Below are 17,610 nucleotides of genomic sequence, written 5' to 3' on the forward strand. Positions count from 1 at the left end.
CTCGCCCCGGCGAGGATCGCGTCGAGCATCGCTTGCTCGTCGGTGAACGAGGTCAGAATCAGACAGTGCAGCCCAGGATGCTGGTCGAGCAACTCGCGACACAATTCGATGCCGTTGCCGTCGGGTAGTCGCACGTCGAGCACGACGACCTCCGGCCGCAATGCCGGGATGCGCGCCATCGCCTGAGACACATTGCCCGCCTCGCCGATCACCTCGAGGTCGGATTCGGCATCGATCAGATCGGCCACCCCGCGCCGCACGATGTGATGGTCGTCCACCAAGAACACTGAAACCATTCGGAATGCACCTCCCTGAGTTGTCGGTTCAGCCTACGAAGATTTTCTCGCCCGCGTCGCGGAGTTGGGCCCTCGATTGGTGGCCAAGGTCCCTTGACATAGTCGGGGAGATCACTGTTTGCCAAGCGCGGAATGCGCTGTGCACGGTGTCGGCGAGCGGTAATTCCGTGTTGAGCACCGTGCCACCGAGCCACGCCGATGCGGATTTCGACATCGCGGCGGCGATCTGCGGAGTCGCTTCGGAGTCGCAGGCACCGCGCCGATCGATGCGTTGTTCTGCCACAGCGGACGGACACACGCACTCCAATTGGAGGAAGTCGGCGTGGGTGTGGGCGGCGAGCACCTCGGCACGGTGACGTTCGTCCGCGGCCATCCAGCTGGCGTCGAGGATCACCGAGATTCCGAGCGAGAGCAGCCGATGAGCGCGAGTAAGTAGTTCGGTGTAGACCTGTGTCTTGTTCGCTGCGGAATATGCTCCCGCGCTGAAGGTTCCGCCGTCTCCTTGGACCTGCCCCGTCGCGCGAAGCTGGGTGCGCACGTGATCGCTGGAGCAGACCACCGCCCCGGTCAATGCCGAAAGTTCCTTGGCAACAGTGGATTTACCGGTTCCCGGTAGCCCGCCAACCAGTACCAGCCGGACGGCGGCCGTCTCGAGGTGGTGGGTGGCGATCAACAGATGCCGGTGGACACGGTCGCGGGCGGCACTGTCGCCCTGGTCGAAGCGGATCGCGTCGACCTTGGCGCGAACGAGGGCGCGGTAGGCGATGTAGTGATCACACAGCGACCTCGACGCCGGATCGGCGGTGATCAGCAGATAATCGGAGAGCAGCCGATCACCCAGTCCCGCATGCCCGAGGAACTCCAGATCCATTGCCAGGAAGGCGATGTCGTCCACGCAGTCGACGTAGCGCAGCCGGTCGTCGAAGTCGAGGCAGTCGAGCACCCGAAAGCCGTCGGCCAGGTCGAAGATGTCTTCGGATTGCAGGTCGCCGTGCCCGTCGACGATGCGGTCGTCGGCAATCCTGTTCATCAGCAACATTTCCCGGCCGTCGATGAAGCGGGTCGCGAGCCAGTCTATCCGGTTGACCAGATGCGGATCGGCCACCTCGGGCGGCTGTTCGGCAAGGCTACGCAACAGTATTCGCCAGCGGCCACGCAGCGCGTCCGGGGTGCCTTCGGCGTTGATTTCGGGACCACGGCGCGCCGAGTGATGAAACAGCGCGAGCACCTGTATCAATGCCGGCAGCCGTGACCGGGACAGCGTCGGGTCGTCGAGGGTGTTCGACAGCCTGCGGTCCTCCGGCATGCGCCGCATCAGCACCACCGGCTCGTCTTTGCCGCCGGTCGGGTCCGACAGGTGGGCAACGCCGAGATACACATCCGGTGCGAGGCGACTGTTCAATTCGACCTCCCTCGTGCACGCCTGCTCGCGCGACTCCGGCGTGCTGAAGTCGAGGAAGTCGGTGCGGAGGGGTTTCTTCACCTTGTATGCCCGGTCGCCGCACAGCACCACCAACCCGGTGTGCGTTTCCCGCAGCTCGGCGGGCGATCCGTGTTCGGGCATGGGGCACAGCCTTTCGGGGGTTCGGTTCGTGTCTTCAGGATCGCCCACCGCAGCGTTGCCAGGGACGGGCCGAAGGTCCTCGATGCCGGGGGACTTCCGGACCGTTTCCCGAAGTCCCTCCACGTGGGGACGTCCTGCCCTTACCTGCATCATCGGTGCAGTGGCAGCGTAGGAACCGACGAGAAGGATGGTGGACGACGATGAACTACGGATGGCCCGACGATCACACTCTGCGTGCCGCGTTTGCGCTCGCGGTGCGGGCGCCGTCGGTCGGCAATGTGCAGCCGTGGCGATTCCGGATCAGCGACCACCGGGTGCACCTGTCTCTCGACTCGATGCGGGTGCCCTCGGCGACCGAGTCCGGGCAGCGCGACGCCGTCGTGAGTTGTGGTGCCGTGCTGCACCATCTGCGGATCGCGCTGGCGGCCTCGGGCTGGTCGGCCGTGGTGCGCCGGTTGCCGAATGCGGCGGATCCGAATTATCTGGCGTCGATCGACCTGGTGCCACATCGGCCGACCATGTTCGACAGCGCACTGAGCGCCGCGATTCCGCGCAGGCAGACCGATCGTCGACATTTCAGCTCCGCCCCGATCCCGCCCGGCTACCTCGGATTGGTGAACGAACGAGCCGTGGCACAGGGGGCAAGCATCCGGCAGGCCGTGGACGGCGCGCGCACCCGGCTGGTTGCGGTGCTCCAGGACTCGGCGGCGCGGGCGGTCGGCGATCCGAGCTATCGGCTGGAATTGGCTGACTGGAGCGGCAGGCCAACGACACTGGACGGCCTGCCCGCCAGAAAGATCCCGCAGCGCTCGGCTCCCGAGGGCAGCCCGACGACCATCACCGCGGGGAGGTCCGTCGCTTCGCGTGTCGATGCCGACTTCGCCGAACTGCTGGTGCTCAGCACTTCGGCTGACGATCGGCTTGCGCAGTTGTGCGCGGGAGAGGCACTCAGTGCGGTACTGCTGACCGCGACGAATGTGGGCTTGGCTACCTGCGCGCTGACCGAACCGCTTGCGGTTCCCGAGCTGCGCCGCCGCATCCGCGTCGGCGTGCTGGACGGCCGCGGTTATCCGCAGGCCGTCCTCAGAATCGGCTGGGCGCAGGCAGGCGCTGTCGCGCTGCCGTGCACGCCGCGGCGTGCGCTCGACGACGTGCTGGAGCGATACGAAGCAACCGCCTGCTGAGCACGAGCTCGCGGTGCGCGTCGGTCGTGAAGGATCATGCTCGGCCGGTGCTGAAGTGGGCCGCCCGACGGTGTACCCGATGACCCGGAATCCGGGTGCGTTGAGGCGCAACAGGTTTCGGTGTTCGGAAGAAGAAGTGCTTGCCTGCTTCGGTCAGCGTCAGATAGATGACGCCGGAGATCGGCGGGCACGAGCTGACCGAGCCGTACCTCCACCAGATCGCCGGGCACCAGATCGGCCACGGCGATGGATTGTCCGCTGCTGTCACGGACCACCGTGGCGCGGTGCTGAATTCGATCGTGCATCACCTCAGCGGCCCGCTCGGCGCGGTACGCGTTGAGCACGCCGAGGCCGACCGACGTGGTCAGGATGAGGCCGATGATCACGGCGTCGGTCCGTTGGCCGAGGAAGAACGATGCGGAGGCGGTTGCCGCAAGCAGCAGTAACAGGGGAGATCGTAACTGGCGCAACAGCCTTCGATCTGGTCGTTGGTGCGCCCAGGTTTTCGGCACCTGGGGCACGACGACTAACGGGCGACGTCGTACCCCAGGCCGTTCCCGCCGTTATCCCTGACGGAACGACAGGATGTCGGTGACCGGGCGGCGGAGCGACTCCGGCGGTACTTCGCCATCAGGCGCCGTGCCGACCCGGATCACTACCTGCGGCATGGTGTGGTGGGGCAGCAAGCCGGTAATGGTTTTGCGGGCGGTAGGCAGCTCGGTGATATGCGTCAGCGCGCAGCTGGCCTGGCCTGCGGCGGTGCATTCGAGCAGCACGGCCGACAGTGCCTCGCCGGTGCGCAGCCAGTCCAGCATCGAGTCGTTGGCGGAGCTGAGCACCAACAGCTGTGCCTGATCCTCGAACTCGCTGCGGCGCGTCGAATGCGGCGCGGACGGGAACGTACGACCGACCGGGACACGGGAGAATTCCGCGTCCGAGACAAGCGCGGTGCGCGGGATGCCTTCGGGAGCCGGCGAATGTCCGGTCCACCAATGCAATTCGGCTTGATACTCCATGTCGTAGCGGCGCAGCGCGGTCGCGTGCTGCGACGCGGCCGCAAGCCGGACGCCTGCCTCGGCGTCGAGCGCATCGAGTTCGATGTCGTGGGGATTCGCCAGCATTCGGGCGGTGTGCACCAGCTCGGGCCAATTATTCGGTGGCAGCATCGGCAGCCGGTCGGTGTGGCGCAGGTCGATGGCGTGGGCACGGGCGGCGACGCCGGCGGGTGGATCGGCCCACGGGCGGAACTCGACCGACGCCAGCAGGTCGCGTTGCTCGGGGTCGGGCAGCCGCACGGTGTCGGTGTGCCAGCCGTGCGCGGCGAACGCGGTGCGCACATGGTGCAGCACCGCGCCGCAGCTGATCACCAACTGCCTGCCATGCGGATCGGCCGATATCAGCAGTCGGTCGTTGTCGCGATGGAGGTGCAGGCGGGTGCCGTCGAAAACCCAGCGCCACGGCTGCGTGTTGTGCACCGAAGGGGCCCGCCCGGCCAGCTGCACAGCCGCCGTGATCGTCGGCCGATCCGGTACGAAAGTTTCGGGAACTGCATCACTTGCGGTCATGTATCGAGTGTCCGTTCGTCGGCGCGCGGCGGATACGGGACTTGAGCCCGATCTGGAGGGCACTAGGTCCCTCGGCGGCCGGGACGGTCCTGATCGGAGGACTTCTGGCCTTGCCGTTCGACTCTTCGTCGCCCGCTCGCCGGGCAACACACTGGGATACGCGGCCTCCCCAGGCGCCGCTGCCAGTCGCAACGGCGTGTGTCGCACTAGCGTGCTGCGCAGGACGGCCCCGCCGCCGCCGAATCCTACGCTCGCGCCCTGTGGCGAGTCCTCGCTCTGGTCAGCGTGCCCGGCTCGATCGGCTACCACATTCTGCCGGGGCTGCGTCGTGCCGACCTGTTCGAATCGGTCCACCAGCAGGGCGATGTCGGCGAATGGTGGCGGCTGACTGCGGTCGAGAACCCTTCTCCGTGACAGTTGGGCGAGCAATAGCCAACTGTCCCTCCGATATTCGACTATTGCGCGCGGAGGATGCGAACCAGGAAGGCGCCGGTGACGGCGGACATGATGGCGGCCATCAGCAGTCCGCCGACGAGTCCGATCGACACGATGCGGAGGCTGGATTGGCCGGGTTGCCACAGGGGTGTGGTGAAGGCGGTGAAGCAGGCCAAGCCCGCGAGCCAAGCGAGGGCGGTGGCCCAAATCCATTGGCCCGCATGATGGAGTCGGTGGCGTAGCACCGACCACTGGGTGAGGCCGATGGACAGCAGCATTATGGTCCCGCCCACCACTGCGGCGGGGATGAGCAGGGCAGGCGGTACACTGGCGAGACTATCGTCGGCCGCCACGGGGATCACGCCTATCGACCAGGCCAGCAGCGCACCGAGCGCGGTCGCGAGAATCCAATCGCCGGAACGTAATCCGTGCACGACGGTGCGCAGTACGCGGGCCTGGAACCAGCCGAGTACCGTCCCTTCGATCGCGCCTGCCAGCAGGAGTGCGAGAGCGGCTGAGGCCGGTGCGGCGTCCCGCACCAGCGTTGCGACCATCGCCGGTGCCGCGAAACCCAGCAATTCACCGAGGGTGACGCTGACCCACCAGCGTCGCCACAATCCCTGGTGCCGCGGTGCGCCGGGCGTGCTGCCCGGCAGGTTGTGTGCGGCCGATAGCTCGATCACGACGAAAGGATCTGTCACGGGAATTTCCGTGCGCGGATACTCCGCCTGATAGATCGCGGCCATCTCTTCGTGTTCCAGCGATCCAGGTGGTGCCACATGACCTGTACCTTCGTGCCACCTGCCGTCGAGCCACACCGAAATCGGCCGGGGTGTACGAAAGTTGCGCCACCACTCCTTTGTGTCGGAGCGAGCTACCCGGACGACGACGATGTTGTCCGAGCGGGCAAAGGACACGGGCAAAGCGAGATGACGACCCGAACGCCGGCCCTGGTAGCGCAGTTCGGTCAGAGTCCGCCGCAACCTGACCGCCATGGGCGAGTGCAGCATCCTCAACATGACCGATGCGCCGAACCCTGACGCCTCGTATCGAGTCGTGATTGTCATGTTTCAATGGTCGGCGCAGCACACTTCGGTCGGCAGGACCGAAAGCCACCAACCGGGAAAGCCGATGGTCCTCCGTCAGAGTGACCTGGTCCTGTGATCTTTTGGTGCGCCGTAGCGGCGCGGATCACCGGTGCGCTGGTATCAGGCAGTCGAACCGTGCCGCGAGTGCGTCGGTGAGCCGGTCCTGGTCGGTGACGATGGCTGGGTCGGCAATAACGCAGACCCCAAGGGTGCCTGCGTATGACAGCACCAGGCTCGGCTCAGATGCCTGCGATATCTCGGCGGTCGAAAATCGGCAAAGCGGCCAGCACACAGCAGATTCCACCGGCGAGGAGCCACAGAAGGGGTAGGGGGAGTCCGGCACCCATGGGCCCGGCCGCGATGGCTTGATGGAACGGTGACCATGGTCCCCACGGAGCGACCGCCGTGACGAGCTGGCTCGCGACATACAGCATGTATGCACCGACGGCAAGGATGGTGGCAGCGCTGAGCGCCAGAACGCGCTTGCCGGTGGCCGCGCCGACCGCGGCGGCGATGAGACCGAACTCCATACCGAGCAAGGTCATCGACAACGCACCGGTGGCGGCGAACGCGATCGGTATACCGAGTCCGAAGATCGCCGAGCACGCCACGACCGACCCGAACAGCACGACCCCGAGCACCGCCACCGATGTGACGACGACGGCGGCCTGCTCCAGCGCCAATCGTATCGGCGAAACACCGTTCACCAGAAGGAGTTCCAGGGTGCCGCGTTCTTCCTCACCGGCGATGCCACGCGCACCTCGGCCGATGGTGAACACCAGGAAGAGGATCGGCAGCATCATGCTGAACAGCTCAGCGTTCAGAAACCCGGTGCCGGTGGCGAACTGGTCGAGGTTGAACAGTTTGCGCATGGCCTCTGGATAGCTCTTCAGGAACTCCTGTATACCGGACATGTCCGAGAACGTCGGCCAGATGGCGCTTTCGAGCAGGACAAGCAGCGCAATGCCGATGCTCCAGCCGATAAGCCCGCGCCGTTGATCGCGCAGACATTTGGTATACACGGTGCGCAACATGGTGTTTCAGTCCTATCCGTAATAGTTGAGGAAGATGTCTTCGAGATCGGGTTCGTGGCTGACGATGTCGATGACCTCGAACGGTGCTACCGCGCGCAGCAGTGCGGCCGTGGAGCCTTCGAGTTCGACATGCACACCCTTGGTGTTGTGGTGTACTGACCGCACACCGTTGATATGCCGAAGCCGGTCCAGATCCGGTGCCGCACCGGCGAATACGAGATCGATGTGGCGCAGTGGCCTTGCGGTGAGTTCATCGATCGCACGAACCTCGACCAGTCGGCCTTGGCGCAGAATGCCGACCATGTCGGCAACCTCCTGCACCTCCGACAGCACGTGCGAGGACAGGAACACCGTGCTGCCCGCGGACTTCGCCTCATGGATCAGCGTGTGGAATTCGCGCTGTACCAAGGGATCCAGCCCGCTCGTCGGTTCGTCGAGGACGAGCAGATCGGGTTCGCTCATGAACGCCTGGACGATGCCGACCTTCTGCCGGTTGCCGTGTGACATCGCGCCGATTCGTACGGTGGGGTCCAGTCCGAGCCGCTCGATCAGCCGTCGGCGGACCTTGTCGTCGACACCACCGCGCAGATTGGCGAGATAGCGCAGATACTGCTCTGCCGTGAGGTCGGGGTATCCGACGAATTCCCCTGGGAGGTAGCCGATGTGGCGTTGCGCCGCGGATCGTGCGCGTACGATGTCCGCGCCGCCGATCGTGGCGCTGCCACGGGTCGGCCGCATCAGACCGACCAGCAGACGTATGGTCGTGGTCTTCCCGGCGCCGTTGGGCCCGAGGTAGCCGAAGACAACTCCGGTGGGCACTTCGAGATTCACGTCGACCAGCGCGGGCTTGCGCCCGTAGAGCTTGGTCAACCCGGTAGTGCTGATGATCGTTGACATCCCGAATATCTCTCTCGACCAGGCCTAGCGGCCCGCGGTCGCGCCGCCGTCCAGGACGAATTCCGAACCGGTGGAGAACGTGGCTTCGGTGACGAGGAAGCGGACCATCGCCGCGACCTCGTCCGGCTCGCCGAAACGGGGCAACGGTTGTGTCGCCGCGATCGATTCGTCGAGGCCCGCCGTCATCGGTGTGTGGATGGGTCCGGGATGCACCGAGCACACGCGAATGTTGTCGGGACCGAGCTCGATGGCCGCGGCCTTGGTCAGCCCGCGCAGTCCCCACTTGCTGGCGACGTAGCCGCCGATGCTCGGGTAGCCGATCAACCCGGCGGTCGAGGACATATTGACGATTACCCCGCCGCCTGCGGCCCGCAGGTGCGGCACGGCCATGTGCATGCCGAGCCAGGCGCCGTAGAGGTTGACCTCGACGACGTGTCGGAACATCGCGGGCGGCTCGGACTCGATGCTGCCGAAGTCGAGAATGCCCGCGTTGTTGATCAGCATGGCGAGCGGCCCGAAGGTCGCCGAGGTCTGGTCGATGACGTCGCGCCACATCGACTTGTCGGTGACGTCCAGGCGCTGGAACATGACGTTCGGCCCGAGCGCGTGCGCGAGTTCCGTGCCCTCTTGTTCGAGTAGGTCGGCGATGACGACCGCGATGTTCTCCTTCGCCAGCGCTCGGACGATGGCGGCGCCGATTCCACGCGCGCCGCCGGTGACGATGGCGCTGCGCCCACTGAAACTGTTCACTGTGACCACCTCTGGGGGGATGAATTCGTGTCCCCTCGAGCGTGGCGTGTCTCGGCCCTCGGCGAGCCTGGCGAAAGTCCTCAGTGCCAGGACCGTCCGACTCTGCTTCGATTATTCGACGGGCAGCAGGCCGTCGTCGGCCGGTGTGAGGACGAATTCGCGGACCTGCCCGGCGCTGAGGGTGGACCGGGTTCCAGCGACATCGATGTCGATGACCGCGGCCGTTGCGGATGGTCTGCTCTCGAGGCGCAGGCGGTGGTGATCTAGGTCGACCTTGATCTGCTGTTTGCGGTAGTGCACGCCGAACCGCACTCCGGCGAGTTGCACCGGGAGGCGGGGGTTGAAGACCAGCCGGTCGCGATGACAGCGCAGCCCGGCGAAGGCGCGGATCACAATATCGACGGTGCCCGCCATGGCGCCGAGGTGGATGCCGTGTTTGGTGGTACCGCCTTGGGTGTCGTCGAGATCGGCGACCAGTGCCTGCTGAAATACTGCCCAAGCCTGGTCGGGCCGCATACGCGCCAGCACCGATGCATGGACGACCTGGCTGAGCGTCGAACCGTTTGCGGTGCGTTGTAGGTAGTAATCCAGTGTGCGGTCGAGGGTTTCGCGGGTGCATCGATAGCCGAGGCGTTCCAATAGCGACAGCAGGTGACCTGGTCCGAGCAGGTAGACCAGCATCAGTACATCGGCTTGTTTGCAGAGCTTGTATCGGTTGGGAGTGTCGCCTTCGGCCTCGAGGATCAGGTCGAGGCGACCGATGTTGCCGTAGCGGTGTCGGTAGGTGTCCCAGTCGAATTCGGCGAGATCGCCGTAGCCGTCGAATTGGCTGAGCACCCCGTCGTGGAACGGCACGGCCATCCGCAGACTGAGCCGAGACCACTGATCGGGCTCGCGAGGGTCATCGATACCGATTCTGCGGCACAGTGTTTCGCGAGTGTGACCGGTGAGCAGATTCAGGGTTTCGACGGCTTTGCCGCACACCCAAGCGGCAAGCACGTTGGTGTAGGCGTTGTCGCGCACCCCGAGGCCTGGTGCGTCGGGGTATCCGTCGTGGAATTCGTCGGGACCCATGACGCCGTCGAGATGGTAGCGATCGTCGGTGGCGGCGTAGCGTGCCATCGCGGTGAACAGCCGCGCTACCTCGATAATCAACTCTGCACCGTGCTCGGCGAGCCAGTCCAGGTCACCGGTGCATTCGTAGAACTGCCAGGCATTATGGGCGATGGCAAGCCCGACATGGCGCTGCCGTCGGGAATTGTCCGGCATCCACCGATTCGAGCGCGGGTTGAAGAGCTCGCTCGGCGTCTCTTCCCGGCCATCGCTGCCGCTTTGCCACGGGAACAGTGCGCCAGCCCAGCTGTGCTCGGCCGCGGCGAAGCGGGCGGCTGGCAGCCTACGGGATCGGTACCGCACCATGGCTTTCGCCGTTTCGGGGCGGTAGATCGTGAGCAGCGGCATCAGAAACAGCGCGTCCCAGAACACGTGGCCCCGATAGCCTTCGCCGTGCAACCCACGTGCCGGTACGCCGGCATCCAACTCGGCGGTGTGCTCGGTGATCGTCTGGGCGAGATGGAACAGGTGCAGGTTGAGCACGAGGCGGGTTTGAGTATCGGTGCCGTCGAGCTCGATGGCGAAGAGGTCCCACCGCTGCGCCCAACCCCGTTGGTGCGCGACCAGCAGATCCGGGAAAGAACCTGGTGCGCGGGTCAATTCGGCGATGACGCCGAGCGCGGGCGAGGCGATGGCGTTGTCCCTTGACGTGGCGATCGCGACGATCTTGTCGATGACGGTGGGCTGCCCGTCCCGCACGGCGACCGGAAAACGCTGGGAATAGCTGTCGGCGCCATCATTTTCGGCGATCGGCGGGCCCACCCCGGTGTCGCCGTGGACTATCACTCGTGCGGCTACTGCGACCCGGATCCGGCTGGAGCTGGTTTCGGCTTGGACGAGAAACGTCCACGGGTCGATCGGGGCGACCTCGATCCGAGTCAGCTGGCGGTGGGTGAACGGCGGGTGCTCCGCGACATTGGTGTTCATGACGCCGGCATCGATGCCGGAGCGCACCTCGACTGCACCGCTCCAGCCCTGGGGCACGAGTGTGGTTTCCAGCGCGGCCAGGTGCGGATGGGACAGGGAAACCAGGCGGCGCTGGGTGACCAGCAGCGTGCGCCCCTGTGGTTCCACCAGCACCGCGGTGCGGCTCGAGACCCCGGTGCGTAGGTCGAGATCGCGGCGTTCATAGCGGACCGCGACCGCGTCGCTCGACCACCACACGCCGCCGAAGCGAATATCCAGCGGCAACCAGTTGGGGATGTTCACGATCTGCTCGTCCTCGACCGTGCGGCCTGCGACGGTGCCGGTGCGCCGGTTATAGACTCCGGCAAGATAGGTGCCTGGATAATGCACTCCACCGCATGGGTATTCGGGTGCCGCGCCGCGGGTGCCGAGGTAGCCGTTGGACAGCGTGGTGAGCGCCTCACGCTGTCCCTCGTGGGCCGAATCGGAGCCACCGTAGCTCAACAGCCACGGATCGGTCAGCAGCACGCCGAGGTCGAGCTCGGCGACATCGCGCACCACGAGTTCAGCGCCAGCGGCGGCCAAGCCATCCGGGTGGAGCCTGCGATCGACGCCGACCACCAGTCCGAATCCGCCCGCGACTCCGGCTGCCACACCGGCAGGGGCGTCCTCGATGACGACTGCGCGCGCGGGAGGAACACGCAGGCGGCGTATCGCCTCGAGGAACAGTGCGGGGTCGGGCTTGCCGGGCAGCGCGAGGTCGTCGGCGACCGTGCCGTCGATGATGACATCGAAGAGATCGGTCAGGCCCGCGGCGGCCAGGATCGCGTGCGCGTTGCGACTGGCCGTGACCAGCCCTGCGGGCACGCCGCCGGCCCGCAGCCTGCACACCAGATCGACGGTGCCGGGAAAGGCCCGGACACCTTGCTCGGCAAGCAGTGTCAGGAAGATCGCGTTCTTTCGGTTGGCGAGCCCGTGCGCGGTCCACGCGTCATCGGGGTCATCGCCTGCGCCAAGCGGCAAGTCGATGCCGCGCGAAGCCAAGAAGGCCTGCACGCCGTCGATCCGGGCCCGCCCGTCGACGAAGCGGCTGTAATCCTCGTCGTCGAACGGACGCCGTGACACCGCCGCGGACACTCTGCTGTCGCGTAACACGGTGTCGAACAACTGCTTCCACGCTGCGGTATGGACGGTGGCAGTATCGGTGACCACACCGTCCATATCGAACAGCACCGCGTCATAGGGCGGGCGGGCGCCGAATGGACCGGATGAATCGGAATGGCCCATAGCCGATCCCGGCCTTCCCACTAGCCTGCTTGCACAGCGATCGGCCGATCGATAACAGACGTGCTGCCGCGTTCGGCCCGCTGCTGGATGCCAATCAGCATCTTGCGCTCCATTATCCAACTGCCCGGCTCCATGATGAGCCGATTGAACAGCCTCGTCGGCAGACCGGAGTCCGGAAGAGTGATGCGGTTGCGGCTCACCAGCCGGGTGCCTTCGGTGCCCGGATAGAGCCCGAACGCCCACACCCAGTGGCCGTCGGTGGAGACGAACACCAAGGCATGCTCGGGTTCGATGGTGGCGACTCGCAGCCGTGGTCCACTCTTGCCGAGTTCGAAAGTGTCTCCGACAGTGAGGTTTTGAAACTCCGGGAGGATCTTGTCCGCGCTGTGCATGTTCAGCCCGAGCAGGTTCTCGATCCAGTCGTAGGTGTAGGCGCCGCCCCGGCCCGGGCCGAGTTGGACCAGCCACGGCCAGATCGCCGTGGTCTCCGCGTCGATCGTGATCGCCCTGGTGGCGACAATGTCCGGGTCGGCAAGCAATTCGTCACCCGGCATGATGCGAGCGACCTCATCGGTAGTCGCACCCCACATGAGGCACTTGCGCCGCAGCAGCAGCTGATATCCCACCGCCAATCCGGCCAGGTACGTTGCGGTTCCGACGGTGATCGCTGTCGTTGTCTTCATGATTCACATCCCGGTGTGTTCCGCCATGAGCATGCGGTGTGCTTCCTGAGCAGCGAATGCGGTTCGGTCGCTGTCCGGTTCGATATCGGGGCGGGCTTCCAGACCGCGCGCGAGCACCGCGACCGCTTCGGAGAGTGTGTGCAAGCGATCGGCCAGATCGGTGAGTCGATCCTCCACCGTCTCTTCGTCGTTCGGTCCGGGCGAGGCGCCGAGCAGGACGCGCTTCATCGAGGCGGGCAGCCGGGCGAAGAGATGCTCGAGCAGACCGGGCGAGCACAGCTCGCGGAATGCGTCGGTGACGATCCACATCAGGCCGACGGCCTCGTCATCGGTAATGCCTGCCGCGGAGGCGAATTCGGCAAGCATGTCGTTGATGTCCTGCGATTTCGGTGTGCGGCCCGGCACCCAGCCTTCGAAGAATACGCCGCGCAGCAGTTCTGGCAGCTGTGCGCTCAGATGCGCGGCGGCGTGCGGTTCCAGACGGTCACGCACGGTGTGCAGCCAGGCCCGGGTGGCGCGGTAGGCGAAAGTGCGATCGTCGGTGGCGATGCCGTCCGCGATGTGCCGCAACCAGACGTTGGCGGAATGGACGGCCGGGGCGAAGGGGTCTCGTTTGTGCGACATGATGGTTCCTCGGTCATTCCTGGTGGGTGACCATGACGGGGCAATGGGCATGCTGGACAAGGAAATTGCTTGTCGATCCGAGCAGCAGGCCGGTGAAAGCGCCGTGCCCGCGCGTGCCGACGACAATCAGCTGAGCCGAGGTGGACAAATCCATCAACGGCCCGACCGGACCGCCGGGATGGATCTGCCTGGTCACCCGCACATCGGGATACTTCTCCCGCCAACCGGCAAGACGTTCGGCGAGCAAAGCGTCCTCGGCGTTCTCGATGTCGGCCTCGACGATGCCGAGTTCGGCTGCCCCCGTGAAGCCGTCGAAGTGCCAATCGCTCCAGGCGTGCACAGCGATCAGGTCGGTGTCGAGCTCCGCGGCCTCGGCGAACGCCGCCGCGACGACAGCCTCACCGGTTGCGGTGCCATCGGCACCGACGACCACCGGCCCGGTCTTCGTGCCGGACTGCTCGCCTCCAGTGCCGCGCACCACGATCACCGAGCCACGACCGTGGCTGGTGACCGCGAGCAAGGTGGACCCCAGGTGCGCGAACGTTCCCGCGTTGTCGGTCACCCCGAGCACCACCAGATGCGCCGTGTGGGACGCCCGGATGAGCAGTTCGGCGCCGTTGTCCTCCGAAACCTCGGTGGTGACGCTGAGTTCCGGTGCGAGCTCGGTGGCGCGCCTGCGGGCTTCATCGACGATCTTGCGCCCGCGCCGATGAATGGATTCGATGACCGGTGCGGTCAAAACGTCGTGGTAGGCGAGTTTCGCCCGGGTCGCGGCGAGGTCGAGGCCGTGCACGATGTGCAGCCCGCGGCGGCGCTGCACGGCGGTGTCGGCTGCCCAGCGGACCGCGGCGTCGGAGCCTGCGGAGCCGTCGACCCCGACCACGACGAGCGCGGAGGCCAGGCGGTGTGGATCACTGCTGTGGGGTGTGTTCATGTCGATCGTCCTCGGATAGCGGGGATGGCTGGCGTGTGCGAGTTACTGCGGGGCGGTGCGGGAAACCAGCACCTTGAGCGCGCCCGTCTCCCCGGCGCGCGCGAAAACGTCGTAGGCACGGGGGAATTCGCTCATATCGAAGCGATGGGTGATCATCGGCGCCGGGTCGAGCCTGCCGCTGCGGATCAGTTGGATGAGGGTAGGCGTCGAGTTGGTGTCGACCAGTCCGGTGGTGATGGTCAGATCGCGGATCCAGATGCGTTCCAGATGCAGCGTGGCGGGAGCGCCGTGCACACCGATATTGGCGACATGGCCGCCGGGGCGGACGAGATCGACCGAGAGTTCGAAGGTTTCGGGTACACCGACAGCCTCCATGACGACATCGGCACCGAGATCGTCGGTGAGTTGCGCGATGCACGCCCGAACGTCCTCGCGGCCGCTGTTGAGCGTGCTGTCCGCGCCGAGTTTGGCTGCGGCGTCGAGGCGGCTGTCGACCACGTCGACGACCACGATGTGACCGGGACTGTACAGCCGCGCGGTCATGATCGCGGCCAGTCCGATCGGCCCGGCGCCGACGATGACAACAACGTCACCGGGACGTACCTGGCCGCTGAGCACACCGACCTCGTGACTGGTCGGCAGGATGTCGGCCAACATCAGCATCTGTTCGTCGGTGATGTCCTCGGGAATCGGATGGGTGGACATGTCGGCGAAGGGAACTCGCACCGACTCGGCTTGCGTGCCGTCGATCAGGTGGCCGAGAATCCAGCCACCGCCGCCGAGACACTGCCCGTAGCGGCCTTCCTTGCAGAATCGGCACGCACCGCAAGCCGAGATGCACGAGATCAGCACGCGGTCACCGACTTTGCGGGTACGTACCCCTTGGCCGACTTCGGTCACGGTGCCAACCGCTTCATGGCCGAGGATGCGTCCCGGTGTGACTTCGGGGACATCGCCTTTGAGGATGTGCAGATCGGTTCCGCAGATCGTGACCGCGTCGACACGCACGATCGCATCGGTGCTGTCTTCGATCTGCGGGTCGGGGACTTCCTCCCAGCTCGGCTGGCCGGGACCGCGAAATGTCATGGCATGCATCGGGTTCTCCTCTGGACCGGGTCAGTTCGGTGAGCGGGCGATGATGACCGGGCAGTGGGCGCCGTGTAGTACGGCTTGGCTGACCGAGCCGAGGGTCATTCCGGGGAAGCCGCCGTGGCCGTGGCTGCCGACAACGAGCAGTTGGGCGAGTTCGGCGGTGTCGAGCAGGGATTTGGCCGGGCGTGCCTCCGCGACGAGCCGGGACACTCGGACATCGGGATACTTCTCCTGGTAGCCGGCGATGGTCTCGGCGAGCAGCGTTTCCGTCTCCTTCTGCATGTCCGTGCGTGCGATGTAGCGGTTGAATTCCGACCAGGTGAGCACCGCGAGCAGAGGCGCACCGCGGCGAGACGCTTCATCGAACGCGACATCGAGGGCGTGCGCACCGCCCGCTGAGCCATCCACGCCGACAACCACTGGGCCGTGGGCATTTTCGGATGCACCGTCCTTCGCTTCGGGAATCACGGCGACCGGGCACATCGCGTGCCTGGCCAGTGACGTGCTCACCGAGCCGAGCAGACCCCGGCGGATGACGCCGTATCCGTGCGTGCCGACGACGAGCAGGCGCGCGTCCGGGGACCGGTCGCGCAGTACCGGGATCGAAGGTGCCTCGACCACGAAGGTGCTGATGTCGATCTCGGCGATCGGTGCGGCCGCCGCTGCTGCGGCGTCGCGTGCTGCGGCGACGATGGCGGCGCCCGATTTCCGGTAGGCGTCGTAGTCGATATGGGTGAAGGCGAGGCCAGGTCCGTAGTCGACCGGGGCGTCGATCGCGTGCACGATATGCAGTGGAGCGCCGTGGCGAGCCGCGTCGAGGGCAGCCCAGCGGACGGCGTCGGTGGCGGCGGCGGAGCCGTCCGTGCCGACGAGGACCGGTGGATTGATGGTGTTGGGGGACATAGTGATTCGAGCCTTTCCGGGTTTGCGGTGGGTGGTCGGTGCGAGTGGGTGACCAGCGCCGGGCTGATGAATCAGGCGTGGCCCGGCGCGTCTGTCGTTGGTTACGAAGACGTGGGTGCAAAGGCCGCAGTCGGTTGCAGGTCAGGCAGTGCGTTCAGTGGCGATGAGCGAGGCGGTCGTGCTCGGTATAGGCAAGGCGTTCGGCCCAGGCCTGTGCCCTGGCCAATTCACCGTCGGCGAGCGGTCCGGTCATCCCATCGACGAGAAAGTCCGCCGGGTCGTCGGCGAGCTCATATCCCAGGCGGCGCAACCGTTTACCCGCGCCGTGTGCGGCCGAGCCCGGCAGCCATGGCGGCTTGGCGACCTTGGTGCAGAAGGCCGCGGCGCGGCGGCCTGTGGTGACTGGAAGGGCCGCGTCCAACCATTCCCGGATGCCGATCTCGACGGCAATGGACTTGTCGGTATGTTCGGCCGCGTCGAGCCTGGTGCGCTTTCTACTCAACCCGAAGGCGTGTGTCGGACCGCCGACCACCAACAGGTCGACAGTCGGCGCGGGCGTGTTCGCGGCTTCGGCGACCGTCAGCACCTCGACCGTGCCCTGCGTGCGCAGTCCAGCGGCGATGGCCTCAGCAACAGCGGCGGTATTGCCGAACATGGATTCATATACGACTCGTGACCGCATCTCGGTCTCCTCAATCACCTGTGAAAACGGTTCGTCACTGACGCTACGATCGCGGTCCGTTGGCGCACAGTGCCGAACCGACGCTGACCGAGGGACCTTCGGCCACCACTCGGCGGCGAGCTGGGGACGCGGCCGCTGCCCGGTATACCGAGGAACTGGACCAGCAGGCCGAAGCCGACACAGACCGGTTGCAACCAGCTGAGTTCGCCGATGATCGCCACCTGCACCGCAATCCAGCCGATGAGCGCGGCTCCCGCCGTTATCGCCGCGATGGGCGTTCGTTCGTCCGCTCGTATCGCGAGGACACCGGTCGTCAGCATCGGCACGCCGACGACGACAGCGAGCATCACGCCGCCGAAAACCGGGCTGTGGAAAGGGATTTGGTTATCGATGCTGGTCCCGAGGCTGATCACCCCGGTGATCAGACCGAGGGCGCCCGCGAACGCCCAGATCGCGACGAAACCGGAGACCAGGCACAGCACAGCCTGCCGTGTGCCTATCTGTCGTACATATGTTGTGAGTGCCATTTCCCCACTGTTTCCTGTCCGGGTGCGCCTGAGGCAGGGCAGGACG

At 66.0% G+C, this 17,610-nt stretch carries 19 protein-coding genes; 3 read left to right on the top strand and 16 right to left on the bottom strand.

Annotation, left to right across the window (positions count from 1 at the left end):
- Window positions 1-296, bottom strand: a 296-nt coding sequence (locus tag ACGFNJ_RS42155) for a response regulator transcription factor (RefSeq protein WP_393461930.1), incomplete at its 3' end; no start/stop codon positions are given.
- 28 nt (window positions 297-324) lie between these two features.
- Window positions 325-1,860, bottom strand: a complete 1,536-nt coding sequence (locus ACGFNJ_RS42160; RefSeq protein ID WP_393461932.1) for an AAA family ATPase — start codon at window positions 1,858-1,860, stop codon at window positions 325-327.
- 200 nt (window positions 1,861-2,060) lie between these two features.
- Between ACGFNJ_RS42160 and ACGFNJ_RS42165 the strand changes: the two genes are divergently transcribed.
- Window positions 2,061-3,044: an Acg family FMN-binding oxidoreductase gene (locus ACGFNJ_RS42165; protein WP_393461934.1), complete on the top strand. Its 984-nt coding sequence runs from the start codon at window positions 2,061-2,063 to the stop codon at window positions 3,042-3,044.
- On the opposite strand, the gene ACGFNJ_RS42170 is transcribed toward ACGFNJ_RS42165, so the two are convergent.
- Window positions 2,927-3,319, bottom strand: a complete 393-nt coding sequence (locus ACGFNJ_RS42170) for a hypothetical protein (RefSeq protein WP_393462108.1) — start codon at window positions 3,317-3,319, stop codon at window positions 2,927-2,929. The genes ACGFNJ_RS42165 and ACGFNJ_RS42170 overlap by 118 nt on opposite strands.
- Between ACGFNJ_RS42170 and ACGFNJ_RS42175 the strand changes: the two genes are divergently transcribed.
- A complete protein-coding gene (locus tag ACGFNJ_RS42175) occupies window positions 3,212-3,490 on the top strand; it encodes a hypothetical protein (RefSeq protein WP_393462116.1) in 279 nt (92 codons plus the stop codon). The genes ACGFNJ_RS42170 and ACGFNJ_RS42175 overlap by 108 nt on opposite strands.
- A gap of 117 nt (window positions 3,491-3,607) precedes the next feature.
- Here the strand turns inward: ACGFNJ_RS42175 and ACGFNJ_RS42180 are convergent, their stop codons facing one another.
- A complete protein-coding gene (locus ACGFNJ_RS42180; RefSeq protein ID WP_393461936.1) occupies window positions 3,608-4,609 on the bottom strand; it encodes an Acg family FMN-binding oxidoreductase in 1,002 nt (333 codons plus the stop codon).
- A 285-nt stretch (window positions 4,610-4,894) separates the two neighbouring features.
- Here ACGFNJ_RS42180 and ACGFNJ_RS42185 point away from each other — a divergent pair, with 285 nt between their 5' ends.
- Window positions 4,895-5,023, top strand: a complete 129-nt coding sequence (locus ACGFNJ_RS42185; protein WP_393461938.1) for a hypothetical protein — start codon at window positions 4,895-4,897, stop codon at window positions 5,021-5,023.
- Window positions 5,024-5,064: 41 nt separating this feature from the next.
- On the opposite strand, the gene ACGFNJ_RS42190 is transcribed toward ACGFNJ_RS42185, so the two are convergent.
- From ACGFNJ_RS42190 to ACGFNJ_RS42245, 12 genes are all read right to left on the bottom strand, one after another.
- Complete coding sequence (locus tag ACGFNJ_RS42190) at window positions 5,065-5,823, bottom strand: hypothetical protein (RefSeq protein ID WP_393461940.1); 759 nt, start codon at window positions 5,821-5,823, stop codon at window positions 5,065-5,067.
- A gap of 548 nt (window positions 5,824-6,371) precedes the next feature.
- Window positions 6,372-7,166 (bottom strand): ABC transporter permease subunit, encoded by a 795-nt coding sequence (locus tag ACGFNJ_RS42195; RefSeq protein ID WP_393461942.1) that lies wholly within the window; start codon window positions 7,164-7,166, stop codon window positions 6,372-6,374.
- A 12-nt stretch (window positions 7,167-7,178) separates the two neighbouring features.
- Window positions 7,179-8,063, bottom strand: coding sequence for an ATP-binding cassette domain-containing protein (locus ACGFNJ_RS42200; protein ID WP_393461944.1), 885 nt, complete (start codon window positions 8,061-8,063; stop codon window positions 7,179-7,181).
- A 24-nt stretch (window positions 8,064-8,087) separates the two neighbouring features.
- Window positions 8,088-8,813, bottom strand: a complete 726-nt coding sequence (locus ACGFNJ_RS42205; protein WP_393461946.1) for an SDR family NAD(P)-dependent oxidoreductase — start codon at window positions 8,811-8,813, stop codon at window positions 8,088-8,090.
- A 111-nt stretch (window positions 8,814-8,924) separates the two neighbouring features.
- Entirely contained in the window at window positions 8,925-12,119 is a 3,195-nt protein-coding gene (locus ACGFNJ_RS42210; protein ID WP_393461948.1) for a beta-phosphoglucomutase family hydrolase, read from the bottom strand.
- A gap of 20 nt (window positions 12,120-12,139) precedes the next feature.
- Window positions 12,140-12,802 carry an SRPBCC family protein gene (locus ACGFNJ_RS42215; protein WP_393461950.1) on the bottom strand — a complete coding sequence of 221 codons (663 nt, stop codon included), beginning with the start codon at window positions 12,800-12,802 and terminating at the stop codon, window positions 12,140-12,142.
- A 3-nt stretch (window positions 12,803-12,805) separates the two neighbouring features.
- Window positions 12,806-13,426 (bottom strand): DUF2267 domain-containing protein, encoded by a 621-nt coding sequence (locus ACGFNJ_RS42220; RefSeq protein ID WP_393461952.1) that lies wholly within the window; start codon window positions 13,424-13,426, stop codon window positions 12,806-12,808.
- Window positions 13,427-13,439: 13 nt separating this feature from the next.
- Window positions 13,440-14,360 (bottom strand): universal stress protein, encoded by a 921-nt coding sequence (locus ACGFNJ_RS42225; protein ID WP_393461954.1) that lies wholly within the window; start codon window positions 14,358-14,360, stop codon window positions 13,440-13,442.
- Between the two features lie 42 nt (window positions 14,361-14,402).
- Window positions 14,403-15,455, bottom strand: coding sequence for a zinc-dependent alcohol dehydrogenase family protein (locus tag ACGFNJ_RS42230; protein ID WP_393461956.1), 1,053 nt, complete (start codon window positions 15,453-15,455; stop codon window positions 14,403-14,405).
- Window positions 15,456-15,476: 21 nt separating this feature from the next.
- Window positions 15,477-16,355, bottom strand: a complete 879-nt coding sequence (locus ACGFNJ_RS42235; protein ID WP_393461958.1) for a universal stress protein — start codon at window positions 16,353-16,355, stop codon at window positions 15,477-15,479.
- Between the two features lie 154 nt (window positions 16,356-16,509).
- Complete coding sequence (locus ACGFNJ_RS42240) at window positions 16,510-17,037, bottom strand: flavodoxin domain-containing protein (protein ID WP_393461960.1); 528 nt, start codon at window positions 17,035-17,037, stop codon at window positions 16,510-16,512.
- Window positions 17,038-17,051: 14 nt separating this feature from the next.
- Entirely contained in the window at window positions 17,052-17,564 is a 513-nt protein-coding gene (locus ACGFNJ_RS42245; protein ID WP_393461962.1) for a hypothetical protein, read from the bottom strand.
- Window positions 17,565-17,610 lie beyond the last annotated feature (46 nt).

It is taken from the genome of Nocardia sp. NPDC049149, assembly GCF_043197455.1.
Classification (GTDB): Bacteria; Actinomycetota; Actinomycetes; order Mycobacteriales; family Mycobacteriaceae; genus Nocardia.

What these genes read in the sequence shown, in the direction of transcription:
- ACGFNJ_RS42160 (WP_393461932.1), bottom strand. Translation starts at nt 1,860, where the DNA reads ATGCCCGAACACGGATCGCCCGCCGAGCTGCGGGAAACGCACACCGGG.
- ACGFNJ_RS42165 (WP_393461934.1), top strand. Translation starts at nt 2,061, where the DNA reads ATGAACTACGGATGGCCCGACGATCACACTCTGCGTGCCGCGTTTGCG.
- ACGFNJ_RS42175 (WP_393462116.1), top strand. Translation starts at nt 3,212, where the DNA reads ATGACGCCGGAGATCGGCGGGCACGAGCTGACCGAGCCGTACCTCCAC.
- ACGFNJ_RS42180 (WP_393461936.1), bottom strand. Translation starts at nt 4,609, where the DNA reads ATGACCGCAAGTGATGCAGTTCCCGAAACTTTCGTACCGGATCGGCCG.
- ACGFNJ_RS42195 (WP_393461942.1), bottom strand. Translation starts at nt 7,166, where the DNA reads ATGTTGCGCACCGTGTATACCAAATGTCTGCGCGATCAACGGCGCGGG.
- ACGFNJ_RS42200 (WP_393461944.1), bottom strand. Translation starts at nt 8,063, where the DNA reads ATGTCAACGATCATCAGCACTACCGGGTTGACCAAGCTCTACGGGCGC.
- ACGFNJ_RS42210 (WP_393461948.1), bottom strand. Translation starts at nt 12,119, where the DNA reads ATGGGCCATTCCGATTCATCCGGTCCATTCGGCGCCCGCCCGCCCTAT.
- ACGFNJ_RS42215 (WP_393461950.1), bottom strand. Translation starts at nt 12,802, where the DNA reads ATGAAGACAACGACAGCGATCACCGTCGGAACCGCAACGTACCTGGCC.
- ACGFNJ_RS42220 (WP_393461952.1), bottom strand. Translation starts at nt 13,426, where the DNA reads ATGTCGCACAAACGAGACCCCTTCGCCCCGGCCGTCCATTCCGCCAAC.
- ACGFNJ_RS42225 (WP_393461954.1), bottom strand. Translation starts at nt 14,360, where the DNA reads ATGAACACACCCCACAGCAGTGATCCACACCGCCTGGCCTCCGCGCTC.
- ACGFNJ_RS42230 (WP_393461956.1), bottom strand. Translation starts at nt 15,455, where the DNA reads ATGCATGCCATGACATTTCGCGGTCCCGGCCAGCCGAGCTGGGAGGAA.
- ACGFNJ_RS42235 (WP_393461958.1), bottom strand. Translation starts at nt 16,355, where the DNA reads ATGTCCCCCAACACCATCAATCCACCGGTCCTCGTCGGCACGGACGGC.
- ACGFNJ_RS42240 (WP_393461960.1), bottom strand. Translation starts at nt 17,037, where the DNA reads ATGCGGTCACGAGTCGTATATGAATCCATGTTCGGCAATACCGCCGCT.
- ACGFNJ_RS42245 (WP_393461962.1), bottom strand. Translation starts at nt 17,564, where the DNA reads ATGGCACTCACAACATATGTACGACAGATAGGCACACGGCAGGCTGTG.